Annotated in this window: 13 protein-coding genes; 11 read left to right on the top strand and 2 right to left on the bottom strand. The window is 64.5% G+C overall.

Translation table 11 applies throughout. The annotated features are described in order from the left end of the window. Nucleotides 1-168: 168 nt before the first annotated feature. Nucleotides 169-930 (bottom strand): SDR family oxidoreductase, encoded by a 762-nt coding sequence (locus ABIB66_RS09130; RefSeq protein ID WP_027514954.1) that lies wholly within the window; start codon nucleotides 928-930, stop codon nucleotides 169-171. A 126-nt stretch (nucleotides 931-1,056) separates the two neighbouring features. On the opposite strand from ABIB66_RS09130, the gene ABIB66_RS09125 reads away from it, so the two are divergent. Then, nucleotides 1,057-2,586, top strand: coding sequence for a malonate--CoA ligase (locus ABIB66_RS09125; RefSeq protein ID WP_354209690.1), 1,530 nt, complete (start codon nucleotides 1,057-1,059; stop codon nucleotides 2,584-2,586). Nucleotides 2,587-2,712: 126 nt separating this feature from the next. On the opposite strand, the gene ABIB66_RS09120 is transcribed toward ABIB66_RS09125, so the two are convergent. Next, entirely contained in the window at nucleotides 2,713-3,573 is an 861-nt protein-coding gene (locus ABIB66_RS09120) for a sulfite exporter TauE/SafE family protein (protein ID WP_354209692.1), read from the bottom strand. Between the two features lie 518 nt (nucleotides 3,574-4,091). On the opposite strand from ABIB66_RS09120, the gene sdhC reads away from it, so the two are divergent. The 10 genes from sdhC (at nucleotide 4,092) to ABIB66_RS09070 (ending at nucleotide 14,202) form a co-directional block, all read left to right on the top strand. Continuing rightward, nucleotides 4,092-4,490: a succinate dehydrogenase, cytochrome b556 subunit gene (gene sdhC / locus ABIB66_RS09115; protein WP_354209693.1), complete on the top strand. Its 399-nt coding sequence runs from the start codon at nucleotides 4,092-4,094 to the stop codon at nucleotides 4,488-4,490. Next, nucleotides 4,487-4,903 carry a succinate dehydrogenase, hydrophobic membrane anchor protein gene (gene sdhD / locus ABIB66_RS09110; RefSeq protein ID WP_275174734.1) on the top strand — a complete coding sequence of 139 codons (417 nt, stop codon included), beginning with the start codon at nucleotides 4,487-4,489 and terminating at the stop codon, nucleotides 4,901-4,903. Before sdhC ends, sdhD begins: the two co-directional genes overlap by 4 nt. 3 nt (nucleotides 4,904-4,906) lie before the next feature. Continuing rightward, a complete protein-coding gene (gene sdhA, locus ABIB66_RS09105; RefSeq protein ID WP_354209694.1) occupies nucleotides 4,907-6,742 on the top strand; it encodes a succinate dehydrogenase flavoprotein subunit in 1,836 nt (611 codons plus the stop codon). A 42-nt stretch (nucleotides 6,743-6,784) separates the two neighbouring features. Beyond that, the gene (locus ABIB66_RS09100) at nucleotides 6,785-7,567 is read left to right on the top strand and encodes a succinate dehydrogenase iron-sulfur subunit (protein WP_354209695.1); all 783 of its coding nucleotides are present in this window, start codon (nucleotides 6,785-6,787) and stop codon (nucleotides 7,565-7,567) included. A gap of 189 nt (nucleotides 7,568-7,756) precedes the next feature. Further along, on the top strand, nucleotides 7,757-9,949 hold the full coding sequence (locus ABIB66_RS09095; protein ID WP_354209696.1) for an ATP-binding protein: 2,193 nt from the start codon (nucleotides 7,757-7,759) through the stop codon (nucleotides 9,947-9,949). 53 nt (nucleotides 9,950-10,002) lie between these two features. Next, on the top strand, nucleotides 10,003-11,958 hold the full coding sequence (locus tag ABIB66_RS09090) for an ABC transporter ATP-binding protein/permease (protein WP_354209697.1): 1,956 nt from the start codon (nucleotides 10,003-10,005) through the stop codon (nucleotides 11,956-11,958). 212 nt (nucleotides 11,959-12,170) lie between these two features. Next, a complete protein-coding gene (locus ABIB66_RS09085) occupies nucleotides 12,171-12,995 on the top strand; it encodes an FkbM family methyltransferase (protein WP_354209698.1) in 825 nt (274 codons plus the stop codon). 20 nt (nucleotides 12,996-13,015) lie between these two features. Beyond that, nucleotides 13,016-13,402, top strand: coding sequence for a VOC family protein (locus ABIB66_RS09080; RefSeq protein WP_354209699.1), 387 nt, complete (start codon nucleotides 13,016-13,018; stop codon nucleotides 13,400-13,402). A gap of 72 nt (nucleotides 13,403-13,474) precedes the next feature. Continuing rightward, nucleotides 13,475-13,960: a pyridoxamine 5'-phosphate oxidase family protein gene (locus tag ABIB66_RS09075; RefSeq protein ID WP_354209700.1), complete on the top strand. Its 486-nt coding sequence runs from the start codon at nucleotides 13,475-13,477 to the stop codon at nucleotides 13,958-13,960. Then, the gene (locus ABIB66_RS09070; RefSeq protein WP_007604217.1) at nucleotides 13,960-14,202 is read left to right on the top strand and encodes a hypothetical protein; all 243 of its coding nucleotides are present in this window, start codon (nucleotides 13,960-13,962) and stop codon (nucleotides 14,200-14,202) included. Before ABIB66_RS09075 ends, ABIB66_RS09070 begins: the two co-directional genes overlap by 1 nt. Nucleotides 14,203-14,323: the final 121 nt, after the last annotated feature.

The following is a 14,323-nucleotide window of genomic DNA, read 5'->3' as shown; positions in this document are numbered from 1 at the left end:
CGGACAAGCGAAGCGACGATCCGGGACCCATAGCCACAGGGAGACATTTGGCGAAGACTCGGAGTGACCGTCTAGCGCGACAACTTTTCCCTGTGGTTATGGATCCCGGGCTCGCGACTTCGTCGCGCCCCGGGACGACGAGGAGAGATTGCGGCGGCGCGCTACACCTCAATCCCTGTTGTGCGGCGTCTGAATGAACCCGCGATTATGCGTCGGGCTGATCAAGAGCTCGTTGATGCACACTCGCGCCGGCATGCTCGCGATGAACGCGATGGTGCGGCCGAGGTCCTCGGATTGCAGCATCCTGGCCTGCTCCTCCTCACTCGGCACCACCGGGCGCAGCTTCAGGATCGGGGTCGCCACCTCGCCCGGCATCAGGCAGCAGGCGCGCAGACCGTTGACGCATTCGTCCATGTTGAAGGAGTGGGTCAGAGCCAGCACCGCATGCTTGGTCGTGGTGTAGGCGGGGCCCGGCATTTTCGAGACGTGGCGGCCGGCCCATGACGAGACGTTGATGATGGAGCCGTCCTGCTGCTTGCGCATCGTCGGCAGCACTGCGCGCATGCAATAGAGCACTCCGTTGAGATTGACCTGGACCAGTTGGTCCCAGCCCTCCAGTTCCATGTCCTTCCAGCTGCGCTTGGGGACATTGATGCCGGCATTGTTGACCAGCAGGTCGATCCGGCCGTGCTTCGCGACGATTTGATCGGCCGCCTTCTGGGCCGCGGCGGCGACGGACACGTCCAGTGCGATGGCCTCGGCGGCCCCGCCCGCCCCAGTGATCTTCGCGACCACGGTATCCAGGGCGTCCTTGCGCCGGCCGGAGACCACCACCGTCCAGCCGTCGGCCGCGAGCGCCTCGGCGCCGGCCTCCCCGATCCCACTGCCCCCGCCTGTCACCCAGGCCACGCGTTTCCCGTTTTTGGTCATGCAAACTGTCTCCGTTGCTTCATCGGGGCGGTTTTTGCTAATCCAGCCCTCGGTTTTGACCGGCTTTGTATGACGAGCCTTGCTTATGAGCCTTGCGGTCAATCCTTGCGGTCGAGGAAATCTTGCATGAACCAAGCTGCCAACGCCAATCTGTTTTCCCGCCTGTTCGACGGCCTCGACGATCCCAAGCGCCTCGCGATCGAGACGCATGACGGCGAGCGCATCAGCTATGGCGACCTGATCGCCCGGGCCGGACAGACGGCCAATGTGCTGGTCGCGCGCGGCGTGAAGCCCGGCGACCGCGTTGCGGTTCAGGTCGAGAAATCCGTGGCCAACATCGTGCTGTATCTGGCGACGGTGCGGGCCGGCGCGGTCTACCTGCCGCTCAACACCGCCTATACCCTGAACGAGCTCGACTATTTCATCGGCGATGCCGAGCCCTCGCTGGTGGTCTGCGATCCCGCCAAGGCGGAGGGCCTCGCCCCCATCGCCGCCAAGGTGAAAGCGACAATCGGGACGCTCGGGCCTGACGGCAAGGGCTCGCTGAGCGAAGCCGCCGACAAGGCGAGCAGCGAATTCACAACCGTGTCGCGCGCAAACGACGATCTCGCCGCGATCCTCTACACGTCCGGCACCACCGGCCGCTCCAAGGGCGCGATGTTGACCCACGATAATCTGGCGTCGAACTCGCTCTCGCTGGTCGGCTTCTGGCGTTTCACCGACAAGGACGTACTGATCCACGCACTGCCGATCTACCACACCCACGGCCTGTTCGTGGCGACCAACGTGACGCTGTTCGCGCGCGCGTCGATGATCTTCCTGCCGAAGCTCGACCCGGATCTGATCATCAAGCTGATGGCGCGCGCCACGGTGCTGATGGGCGTGCCGACGTTCTATACCCGCCTGCTCCAGAATGCCGCGCTGTCCCGCGAGACCACAAAGCATATGCGGCTGTTCATCTCGGGCTCGGCGCCGCTGCTGGCCGAAACCCATCGCGAATGGTCGGCGCGGACGGGGCATGCCGTGCTCGAGCGTTACGGCATGACCGAGACCAACATGAACACCTCGAACCCCTATGACGGCGAGCGCGTGCCCGGTGCGGTCGGCTTTCCGCTTCCCGGCGTCTCCGTGCGCGTCACAGATCCCGAGACGGGCAAGGAGCTGCCGCGTGACGAAATCGGCATGATCGAGGTCAAGGGCCCCAACGTGTTCAAGGGCTACTGGCGCATGCCGGAGAAGACCAAGGCGGAATTCCGCGACGACGGCTTCTTCATCACCGGCGACCTCGGCAAGATCGACGCCAAGGGTTACGTCCACATTCTCGGTCGTGGCAAGGATCTCGTCATCTCCGGCGGCTTCAACGTCTACCCCAAGGAAATCGAGAGCGAGATCGACGCCATGCCCGGCGTGATCGAATCCGCCGTGATCGGGGTGCCCCACGCCGATTTCGGCGAGGGCGTCACGGCCGTGCTGGTCTGCAACAAGGGCGCCGATGTGACCGAGGCCGCGGTGCTGAAGGCACTCGACGGCCGGCTGGCAAAGTTCAAGATGCCCAAACGCGTCTTTGTAGTCGACGAGCTGCCGCGCAACACCATGGGCAAGGTGCAGAAAAACGTGCTGCGGGATATTTACAAGGATCTTTACGCGAAGAAGTAGGGGCTGTTGTTCGCAGCACTCTCGTCGTCATTGCGAGGAGCCCTTGTGACGAAGCAATCCAGACTGCCGCTGCGGAAAGACTCCTGGATTGCTTCGCTTCGCTCACAATGACGGAGTTTGGGGCGCTCACTGCCCGCCTAACAAACTCAGCACAAACCGGCTGCCGACAATAAACAGATAACACCCGAACGCCAGTTCCAGCGTCCGCTTCGACATCGCGTGCGCGGCTCTCACGCCAAGCGGCGCGGTCACGAGGCTCATCGGCATTACCAGGACCGCACCGATCAGGGAGACGTAGCCAAGCGCGAACGGCACTTGCAGGGCTGCAACGCCGGGATAGCTGGCCGCCGCAGGCCAGCCGGCGTAGATGTAGCCGAGCGCGCCAGGGATCGAGATCAGCACTGCGAGCGCCGACGATGTCGCCACTGCCTGATGGATCGGGCGACCGTAGAACGTCATCAGCAGATTCGAAAACAGGCCACCACCGATACCCATCAAGGTCGACAGAATGCCGACGCAGAAACCGTAGAATCGCATCAGCGGCCCCTTTGGCAAGTCATCGCCGAGCTTCCAGCTCTCGCGCGCGAAGATCAGCCGCACCGCGGCCGACCAGGCGACGGCGACGAACACGATCTTGAACAGCCGCTCCGGCGCGTAGCGCGCGACCACGCTGCCGGCGACGACGCCGATCAGGATCGGCAGCCACCAGACCCGGAGGATCGCAAGATCCACGGCGCCGCGCTTGTAATGCGCCTGGAACGAACGGATCGAGGTCGGAATGATGACGGCGAGCGAAGTGCCGATACAGAGCGGCATCCGCACCTCGAGCGGCACACCGGCGATGCGGAAGCACTCGTAGAACACCGGCACCAGAATCGCGCCGCCGCCGATGCCGAACACGCCGGCCAAAAATCCGGAGAGCGCGCCGGTTGCGATCAGCAGCAGCGCGAGTTCGACGATCTCCTTGATATCAAGTCCTGCAATCACCCCTGACCTGCCCCGGCGATGGCTCGCAACTCCTCCGATGCATCGCTCGGACAGCTGGCCGCAATGCTCTAGGCGATCTGATTTGTCGGGTCGACCGGTGGGTTGCCGTTCTGGGGTGGGATGCAGGCTGCGCATATCCGCCCGTCTCGCGAAAAATCGGTACACTTGGCGGAAATTGGCGATTGCTCGCCCACATCCCTGCCGGTTCGAGCGTCATGAACCGACTGGTTCGAACCCTGGCCGGCCCGCGGCGGCTTAGAGCCGTTCCAATAGTAATTTCAATGCGTCTCGGCTCTCGTACAAAATATGAATTTAAGTTCTTTCTTTCGTCGGTGCGCCATCGCCCTGGTATACCAAGCCGCTGATTGGCCTTGTTACATCAAGGGCCTAGAGCTGAACCCAGGTTCGATTGATGGCGATTTGGTGATTGCGCAGGTGAAATCGACTCCGTAAATAGAGCCGACCTTTCGCGATCCCCGCGCGCCCCATGCTGGGCCGCAATAAAGCAATCGAAGCCCATGACCGCACGGATCGACCGACCGCTTTCGCCGCACATTCAGACCTACCGTTGGACCCTGACGATGGCGCTCTCCATCGTCCATCGCGCCACCGGAATTGCCCTCTACGCCGGAACGCTGCTTCTGGCCTGGTGGCTGATTGCGGCGGCCTCCGGCCCCGCCGCCTATGGCCACGTCCAGGCCTTCACCGGCAGCATCATCGGCCGGCTGATCGTGTTCGGCTACACCTGGGCGCTGATGCACCACATGCTCAGCGGCATCCGGCATTTCGTCTGGGACCTCGGCTACGGCTTCAAGGCCAACGAGCGCGAAGCGTTGACCTGGGGCGCGTTGATCGGCGGCATCGTGCTGACCGTCCTCGTCTGGATCATCGCCTACGCGATCGGAGGCGGACGATGAGTTTCGACGAATCCCACGGCTCTCCGAAGGGCTCCTCCATGCGCACCCCGCTCGGCCGCGTCCGCAATCTCGGCGCGGCGCATTCGGGCACGTCCGATTTCTGGCGCCAGCGCATCACCGGCGTCGCCATGACGCTGCTGATGATCCCGGTGATCGTGATCGTGATGATGCTGCTCGGCCGCAACCAGGCCGGCGCCGCACAGATCCTCGGCTCGCTGCCAATCGCGGTGATCCTGCTGCTCTTCATCTTCGCCAGCGCCTGGCACATGAAGATCGGCATGCAGGTCGTGATCGAGGACTACATCCATAACGAGAAGCTGAAGCTCATCTCGATCATGCTCAACAACTTTTTCTCGTTCGCCGTGGCGCTGGCCTCGACCTACGCGATCCTGAAACTTTCCTCCGGAGTGTAAGCCATGGCCACAGACACCAATGGCAAGGCCAACGGCGCTCCCGCCACCAACGGCAAAGCCTATCCGATCGAAGACCACACCTACGATGTCGTCGTGGTCGGGGCCGGCGGCGCGGGCCTGCGCGCCGTGGTCGGCTGCAGCGAAGCCGGTCTTCGGACCGCCTGCATCACAAAGGTGTTTCCGACCCGCTCGCACACCGTCGCGGCGCAGGGCGGCATCTCGGCGTCCCTCGGCAACATGCACAAGGACGACTGGCGCTGGCACATGTACGACACCGTAAAGGGGTCCGACTGGCTGGGCGACCAGGACGCGATCGAATACATGGTGCGCAACGCGCCCGAGGCGGTCTACGAGCTCGAGCATTGGGGCGTGCCGTTCTCGCGCACCGAAGACGGCAAGATCTACCAGCGCCCGTTCGGCGGCATGACGCTGGACTACGGCAAGGGCCAGGCGCAGCGCACCTGCGCCGCCGCCGACCGCACCGGCCACGCCATGCTGCACACGATGTACGGCCAGTCGCTGCGCCACGCGGCCGAGTTCTTCATCGAGTTCTTTGCCATCGACCTGATCATGGACGACCAGGGCACCTGCCGCGGCGTCATCGCGCTCAAGCTCGACGACGGCACGCTGCACCGCTTCCGCGCCCAGACCGTGATTCTGGCGACCGGCGGCTATGGCCGCGCCTATGCGTCATGCACCTCGGCGCACACTTGCACGGGCGATGGCGGCGGCATGGTGCTGCGTGCCGGCCTGCCGATGCAGGACATGGAGTTCGTGCAGTTTCACCCAACCGGCATCTACGGCTCGGGTTGTCTCGTCACCGAAGGCGCGCGCGGCGAGGGCGGCTATCTCGTCAACTCGGAGGGCGAGCGCTTCATGGAGCGCTATGCGCCCTCCGCGAAGGATCTGGCCTCGCGTGACGTCGTCTCGCGCGCGATGACCATCGAGATCCGGGAGGGGCGCGGCGTCGGCAAGAAGAAGGACCACATCTTCCTGCATCTCGACCATCTCGATCCTGCGGTACTGGCCGAACGCCTGCCGGGCATCTCGGAATCCGCAAAGATCTTCGCCAATGTCGACGTGACGCGCGAGCCGATCCCGATCGTGCCGACCGTGCACTACAACATGGGCGGCATCCCCACGAACTATCACGGCGAAGTCCTGACCAAGAAGGACGGCGACGACAACGCCATCATCCCAGGCTTGATGGCGATCGGCGAAGCCGCTTGCGTCTCCGTGCACGGCGCCAACCGCCTCGGCTCCAACTCGCTGATCGATCTCGTCGTGTTCGGCCGCGCCGCGGCGTTGCGCCTCGCCGAGAAGCTCACGCCGAACGCCAGCCAGCCGGAGTTGCCGGCGAACTCGTCCGATCTGGCGCTCGGCCGGCTCGACCACTACCGCTACGCCTCCGGCGGCACGCCGACAGCCAAGCTGCGCGAAGGCATGCAGCACGTGATGCAGAATAATTGCGCGGTGTTCCGCACCGGCGACATCCTGAGCGAAGGCCAGAACCTGATCGAGAAGGTCCACAGCGGCATCACCGACATCGCCGTGTCCGACCGCTCGCTGGTGTGGAATTCCGACCTGATCGAGACGCTCGAATTCGACAATCTGATCGCGCAGGCGGTGGTGACGATGAACTCGGCCGCCAACCGCACCGAGAGCCGCGGCGCGCATGCCCGCGAGGACTTCTCCGACCGCGACGACAAGAACTGGATGAAGCACACGCTGGCCTGGCTGGAAGATTCCGGCAAGGTCAAGATCGAGTACCGCCCGGTTCACGACTACACCATGACCAACGACGTCCAGTACATCCCGCCGAAAGCTCGCGTTTACTAAACGGCGCGCGTGTCCTGAGCGAACAGCGAAAGCTTTATCGAAATGGTTGAATTCGCACTTCCGAAGAACTCCAAGATTTCAGGCGGCAAGACCTGGCCGAAGCCCGCGGGCGCGACTGAAACTCGCGAATTCCGCGTCTATCGCTGGAATCCCGACGACGGCAAGACTCCGAGCGTCGACACCTATTACGTCGACACCCAGGATTGCGGGCCGATGGTGCTGGACGGCCTGATCTGGATCAAGAACAACATCGATCCGTCGCTGACCTTCCGCCGCTCCTGTCGCGAAGGCGTCTGCGGCTCCTGCGCGATGAACATCGACGGCCAGAACACGCTGGCCTGCACCCGCTCGATGCACGACGTGAAGGACGGCGCGGTGAAGATCAATCCGCTGCCGCACCAGCCTGTCGTGAAGGACCTCATCCCCGATCTCACCAATTTCTACGCGCAGTACGCTTCGGTCGAGCCGTGGCTGAAGACGACTTCGCCGACGCCGCAAAAGGAATGGAAGCAGAGCCACGAGGACCGCGAGAAGCTCGACGGCCTCTACGAGTGCATTCTCTGCGCCTGCTGCTCGACCTCGTGCCCGAGCTATTGGTGGAACAGCGAGCGCTATCTCGGTCCCGCCGCGCTGCTCCAGGCCAACCGCTGGGTGTCGGATTCGCGGGATGAGGCGACCGGCGAGCGGCTCGACAATCTCGAGGACCCGTTCCGCCTCTATCGCTGCCACACCATCATGAACTGCGCCAAGGCCTGCCCGAAGGGCCTCAACCCGGCGGAAGCCATCGCCGAGCTCAAGCTCAAGATGGTCGAGCGCCAGATCTAGGCGTCATTCATGCTGCGATCCCCGGCCGGCACGGCCGGGGCATTCTACGGCAGGCTCCTGTTCGAGTAGATTTTGCCTCCGCCCCTGCACGGGCAAGCCGGCAGGTTGCAACCTCTGGTTCCAGCTACAAGCCGCTTCCTTCCCGGCGCGAAATTCAAGTAAGCTCTCCGGCGTGGGACCGGAGCGACCGTGCAGGGCGCACAACGCAATTCGCTGAGATTGCTGCAGTGGATGATGGCTGCGTCCCTGGCGCTGCCGATTGCGCTGTTCGCAATCGCCTCCTCGATCTCCTACAGCTCGACAAAAGATATCGCCGACCGCGAGATCCAGCGCACCCTCGATGTCGCGCATGAGCATGCGCTCAAGGTGTTCGAGACCATCGACCGCAGCCTCGCCGAGATCAACGAGGTGGTGCGCGGCATGCCCGACGAAATTATCCGCTCGCGCGAACCGGCCCTGCACCGCCGCCTGAAGCAGCTGACCGATTCGCTGCCGCAGCTCAAATCGGCATGGATCTTCGATGCGGACGGAAAGTCGCTGGTCAACAGCCTGGCCTCGCCGCCGCCGGCGCAGAGCTTTGCGGACCGTGACTACTTTGCGGCCCATGTCGACCAGACCATCGGCAGCTACATCGGTATTCCCCTGACGCCGCGCCAGCCTTATCAGGGCGCGCGCTTCTTCGGGGTCAGTCGTCGCCGCAGCTCCGATGACGGCAGCTTCATCGGCGTGATCCAGGCCTCCGTCCTGCCGGAATATTTTGAGAACTTTTACGCCAGGATCGGCTCCGATCCCGGCAGCTTCCTCGCGATGGGACGCACCGACGGCGTGGTGCTGGCGCATCTTCCGCGGCTCGATCGCGACATCAGGCTCGATCCTAACGGGCCGGTCGGCCAGAGCATCGCAGCTCAGCCCGAGCATGGCCTCATCACCATCGCCTGGCCATCGGACGAGGTCGAGCGGCGCATCGGCTACCGACGCATCGCCGAATACCCGATCTATGTCAGCGCGGGCTTGGAGACCTCGGCGATCCGCGCGCGCTGGTTCGCTACCATGGGCCAGCATCTGGTGTTCGGCATTCCCGCCACCGCGTTGCTGTTTCTGCTGCTGGCGTTCGCGTTCCGGCGCACCCAGCATCTCCAGGCCGAGGCCGCCGCGCGGCGCGAAGCCGAGGAGGCGCTCAAGCACAGCCAGCGCCTGGAGGCACTCGGGCAGCTCACCGGCGGCGTCGCGCACGATTTCAACAACCTCCTGACCGTGATTCGCGCCTCCGTCGACCTGCTGAACCGGCCGCAGCTGAGCGAGGAGCGCCGCCAGCGCTACATCACCGCCATCGCGGAAGCGGTCGGACGCGCGGCCAAGCTGACCTCGCAGTTGCTCGCCTTTGCACGGCGCCAGACCTTGAAGCCGGAGGTGTTCGACGTCGGCGCGCGAATGCAGTCGCTGCACGACATGCTCGCGACGCTGCTCGGACCCGCGATCGAAATCGCGATGCGGCTGCCGGCCGAGCCCTGCCTCGTCAATGCCGATGCAAGCCAGTTCGAGACGGCGTTGATCAACATGGCGACCAACGCGCGCGATGCCATGCACGGTAAGGGCAGGATCGTCTTCAACGTCGAGGCCGCGGCGACCATTGCGAACACGCGGGCTCCCGTCTCCGGCAACCATGATCTTTCAGGCAACCATGATCTTTCAGGCAAGCATGACCTTGCTGACAAACACGGCTTCATCGGCATTGCCGTCAGTGACACCGGTATCGGCATTCCGGCTGCGCGGCTCGAGCGCATCTTCGAACCGTTCTTCACCACCAAGCAGGTCGGCCAGGGCACCGGTCTCGGCCTGTCGCAGGTGTTCGGCTTCGCCCGGCAGTCCGGCGGCGAGGTGACGGTCACCAGCAAGGTAGGCCAAGGCAGCACCTTCTCGCTCTATCTGCCACGCGTGGCGCCGCATTTGCTGCCGCAGCGGCAGGCACCGAACACGGCCCCGGCCATAGCCGGCAGCGGCATGTCAGTGCTGCTGGTCGAGGACAACATCGAGCTCGCCAATTTCGCAGCGGACGGCCTCACCGAGCTCGGCTACAGCATCACACTGGTCGACAATGCAACCGACGCCCTCGCCGAGCTGGTCATGGATTCCGATCGCTTCGATGTCGTTTTCTCGGACATCGTGATGCCTGATATGACCGGGCTCGATCTCGCGCAGGCGGTCCGCGACCGCGGCATCGGCGTGCCGGTCGTGCTGACCACCGGCTACAGCGAGGCGCTGTCCCAGGACGGCAAGATCGATTTCGAGCTCGTGCAGAAGCCCTATGCGATCGATCAGCTGTCGCGCGTGCTGCACCGGGTCGCACGGCTGCGCCGGGTGCGCGACGGCGCCGCTGAATGACCCGGCACTGGGAACTCGTAGGAACCTTTTGATTTATCTTGCGTTATCCGGCCATGCAAAAGCCGGCCGCAAAGCGCGAAAAGAGCAAGAAGCCGCCCATCGTCGAGATCGTAGGCGAGGCCGGCGAGGAAGTGGCTCCGCCGCCGCCCGAGCTGGTCGAGCCCGATCCGGAGCTGTCGCCGGAAGAGGCCGAACAGGCCCGCAAGGACTATCTCCTCACCCGCTTCTGGATCAGCGCGCGCGGCTTCTGGGGCCGCAACGGCGACCGGCTGGCGTGGCTTTATTCCATCGGCCTCGGCGTACTGATCGTCCTGACTGTCGGCTTTCAATACGGCATCAATGTCTGGAATCGGGCGATCTTCGACGCGATCGAGAAGCGCGAGGCGTCCACCGTCTTCCATCTCACCGCGGTGTTCTTCCCGCTCGCGATCGGCAGCATCGTGCTCGGCGTGGCGCAGGTGTTCGCGCGCATGGGCATCCAGCGGCGCTGGCGAGCCTGGCTGACGGCAAGCGTGCTGACCCGCTGGCTCGGCAACGGTCGCTATTACCAGCTCAATCTCGTCAGCGGCGACCACAAGAATCCGGAATACCGGATCGCGGAGGATCTGCGCGTGGCGACCGATTCGCCGGTGGATTTTCTCGCCGGCGTGACGTCCGCGCTGCTGTCGGCCGCGACCTTCATCGTCGTGCTCTGGACCATCGGCGGCGCGCTCACCGTCACGCTTGCGGGATCGTCGGTGACCATTCCCGGATTCCTGGTGATCGCCGCGATGCTTTATGCGGGAATTGCATCGGGCTCGATCCTGGTGATCGGCCGCCAATTCGTGCAGGTCTCTGAGGACAAGAACCAGGCCGAGGCCGATTTCCGCTACACGCTGACGCGCGTGCGCGAGAACGGCGAGAGCATCGCGCTGCTCGGCGGCGAGGAGGAAGAGCGCGACGGCATCGACCGCAATTTCACGAATGTACTGCGGCAATGGGCGCGGCTCGCGGGTCAGCACATGCGCACCACGTTGGTGTCGCAGGGATCGAGCCTCGTTGCGCCGGTCGTGCCGCTGCTGCTCTGCGCGCCAAAATTCCTCGACGGCAGCATGACGCTGGGGCAGGTGATGCAGGCGGCTTCCGCCTTCACCATCGTGCAGAGCGCGTTCGGCTGGCTGGTCGACAATTACCCGCGGCTCGCCGACTGGAATGCCTGCGCGCGCCGCATCGCCTCGCTGATGATGTCGCTCGACGGCCTTGAGCGCGCCGAGCAGGGCGACGGCTTCGGACGCATCAAGCGCGGCGAGACCAGTAACGACGCCATGCTGGAGCTGACGGACCTCTCCGTCACGCTTGACGACGGCACGGCCGTGGTCGGCGAGACCGAGGTGGTGGTTGAGCCTGGCGAGCGGCTGCTGGTTGCCGGCGAATCCGGCACCGGCAAGAGCACGCTGGTGCGCGCCATCGCCGGGCTCTGGCCATGGGGCGGCGGCAGCGTCAATTTCCGTCCCGACCGGCGGCTGTTCATGCTGCCTCAGCGACCCTACGTGCCCTCCGGCTCCCTGCGCCGTGCGGTCGCCTATCCCGGCGCGGAAGACGACTGGACCGTGGAGGAGATCGGCGAGGCCCTGCACAAGGTCGGTCTCGACCATCTCAAGGAGAAGATCGAGGAAGAAGCACCCTGGGACCAGACCCTGTCCGGTGGCGAGAAGCAGCGCCTCGCCTTCGCGCGGCTCTTGCTGCACAACCCCGACATCATCGTGCTGGATGAGGCGACCTCGGCGCTCGACGAGAAGAGCCAGGACAAGATGATGAAGATGGTCACCGACGAGCTGCCGAAGGCGACCATCGTCAGCGTCGCGCATCGTGTCGAGCTGGAGGCCTTTCACAGCCGCAAGATCGTGCTGGAGCGCCGCAAGGGCGGCGCAAAACTCGTCAGCGACATCGACCTGATCCCGCGCAAGGGCAAGCGCAAGCTGCTCGGCCGCTTCCTGCGCCAGCGCAAGGCGCCGAAAAAGGCGGCGTGACGTTCTCTCCGTCGTCCGGGACAAGCGAAGCGCAGATCCGGGACCCACACCCATAGCGAGCAGTTTGGCGAATACCCGGAGTGGGAGCCTCGTGTCACACTTCTGCCTGTGGTTATGGGTCCCGGGCTCGCTTCGCGCCCCGGGACGACACTGAGATTGGAGTCCCCGGCAAAACCGGCTATGCATGCGCCGCTTGCAATGAGGACTCCCGCTTGACGCCCGACAATGCCCCTCCGTCAGCGCCGTTCGGCGCGTTTGCGCCGAACGCGGCGCAGGCCGCGATCATTCGCCTCGCGACACAATCGGGGCTGAAGCGCGGCGCGTTCCGGCCGTGGATGTCGCGGCTGGTGAACCTGCTGCGCGGTGGTCCCGTCGACGTCCAGTACCAGGGCGCATCGTTTCGCTTCTATCACCAGGGCAGCGCGACCGAGCGCGGCGCGCTGTTCAATCCCGACTATAATCTCGACGAGCTCGACTTCCTGCGCCAGCACACTCCGGAGGGCGGCGTGTTCGTCGACGTCGGCGCCAATGTCGGCACCTTTGCGCTGGTGATGGCGCGACAGGCCGGAGCATCAGGGAAAGTAGTTGCCATCGAACCGCATCCGATGACGTTTGGACGGCTCTCGTTCAACCAGGCCGCATCGAAAGCGACGCAGGTGCGCCTGGTGCAGGCGGCTGCCGGCGACAGCGACGGCGAGCTGATGATCGAGAGCGGCGGCGGCAATCTCGGCGCCACGCACGTCGTCACCGGCACAGCCAGCGCGGAGGCGATCAAAGTGCCCTCGCTGCGGTTGACGCGCATTCTCGACGAGGCCGGCGTCACGCGCGTCGATTCGATCAAAATCGACGTCGAGGGCTTCGAGGATCGCGTGCTGATCGGCTTCTTCCGCGACGCGCCGCAATCGCTATGGCCGCGCGCGGTGGTGATCGAGCATTTGTCACACAAGGAATGGCGGGAAGATTGCATCGCTGACATGGTCGCGCGCGGTTTTGTGGTTGCGCGCAAGACGCGGAGCAATACGTTCCTGTCGCGCTGACGACGAACGACGGAGTTACGATGATCGACCATATGGGCTTCCCGGTCTCCGACTATGAGCGCGCCAAGGCGTTCTACGCCAAGGCATTGGCGCCGCTCGGCTACAGCCTGATCATGGAGGTCACGCAGGAGCAGACCGGACACGATCCGGCCGCCGGCTTCGGCGCCGAGGGCAAGCCGGATTTCTGGATCGGCGGCGAGGGCGCGCTGAACAAGCCGGTGCATGTCGCGATCCTGGCAAAGGACCGCGCCACGGTGGACGCGTTCTACAAGGCGGCGATGGCGGCGGGCGGGCGCGACAACGGGCCGCCCGGCATCCGTGCGCACTATCACCCGACCTACTACGGCGCCTTCGTGCTCGACCCTGACGGCCACAACATCGAGGCGGTTTGCCACGCGCCGGAATAGATAAGTTCCATCCTTCGGCCGGAACCTCGTTCCGCGCGAGCCGTTGTCGTCCCTTGCAAGAAGGAGCACGACATGGCCAACGACAATGCCCGCGACGTCGACCGCGTATGGGATCTGATGAAGTCGATCGGATTTGCGATGCTGGTGACGCGCGATGGCGACAAGCTCCGCGCGCGGCCGATGAGCGCCTATCTCGATCGCAACGCGGACACGATCTATTTCCTCACCGACGCGCGGCGTCACAAGGACGAGGAGATCGCGCGCAATCCGTCCATCAACCTGTCGTTCGCGGATGCGGGCAGCCAGAAATACGTGTCGCTGACGGGCACCGCCGTCGTCTCCAACGACCGTGCGAAGATCAAGGAGCTGTTCTCGACGCCCGCCAAAGCATGGTGGGATTCTGCGGAAGATCCCAACATCCGCGTGCTCAAGGTCACGCCTGACGATGCCGAGTTTTGGGACTCGCCGGGCACCGTGATCTCCTATGTGAAGATGGCGGCCGCGGCAGTGACGAACACGCGGCCCGATTTCGGCGACAACCGCAAGGTCTCCATGTAATGCCGATCGAGCCGCCCGAGATTCCGCCGTCAACGCCGGGCACGCCGACCGAGCCGCCGCCGGGGATTCCGCCGGGCAATCCGCAGCCTGAAATCGCGCCGCCGGTGCGCGAGCCCGGCTCGCCAGCACCGCCCGACGAATTGCCGGGCCGCATGCCTGAAGAGATTCCATCACGCGGACCGAACGGCCCGCTCACGCCGAATCCCGCGACGGACGCAAGTCCGCCGCGGGATCGCGCATGAGGCGACGCATCACATCCGAGGCAATTGCAACCTGCGTCTGAATGCGCAATGAACGTCACCATAGTGAGGTGATTTGCGTGCAGAAATAAATCGGGCCGCGTCCGCTTCGCCCGCCACAATC

This window comes from Bradyrhizobium sp. F1.13.3 (assembly GCF_040548265.1).
Classification (GTDB): domain Bacteria; phylum Pseudomonadota; class Alphaproteobacteria; order Rhizobiales; family Xanthobacteraceae; genus Bradyrhizobium.
This window is presented reverse-complemented; position numbering and strand designations above follow the sequence as displayed.

Coding starts and splice junctions, on each gene's coding strand:
- ABIB66_RS09130 (WP_027514954.1), bottom strand. CDS start 930: ATGACCAAAAACGGGAAACGCGTGGCCTGGGTGACAGGCGGGGGCAGT.
- ABIB66_RS09125 (WP_354209690.1), top strand. CDS start 1,057: ATGAACCAAGCTGCCAACGCCAATCTGTTTTCCCGCCTGTTCGACGGC.
- sdhC (WP_354209693.1), top strand. CDS start 4,092: ATGACCGCACGGATCGACCGACCGCTTTCGCCGCACATTCAGACCTAC.
- sdhD (WP_275174734.1), top strand. CDS start 4,487: ATGAGTTTCGACGAATCCCACGGCTCTCCGAAGGGCTCCTCCATGCGC.
- sdhA (WP_354209694.1), top strand. CDS start 4,907: ATGGCCACAGACACCAATGGCAAGGCCAACGGCGCTCCCGCCACCAAC.
- ABIB66_RS09100 (WP_354209695.1), top strand. CDS start 6,785: ATGGTTGAATTCGCACTTCCGAAGAACTCCAAGATTTCAGGCGGCAAG.
- ABIB66_RS09090 (WP_354209697.1), top strand. CDS start 10,003: ATGCAAAAGCCGGCCGCAAAGCGCGAAAAGAGCAAGAAGCCGCCCATC.
- ABIB66_RS09080 (WP_354209699.1), top strand. CDS start 13,016: ATGATCGACCATATGGGCTTCCCGGTCTCCGACTATGAGCGCGCCAAG.
- ABIB66_RS09075 (WP_354209700.1), top strand. CDS start 13,475: ATGGCCAACGACAATGCCCGCGACGTCGACCGCGTATGGGATCTGATG.
- ABIB66_RS09070 (WP_007604217.1), top strand. CDS start 13,960: ATGCCGATCGAGCCGCCCGAGATTCCGCCGTCAACGCCGGGCACGCCG.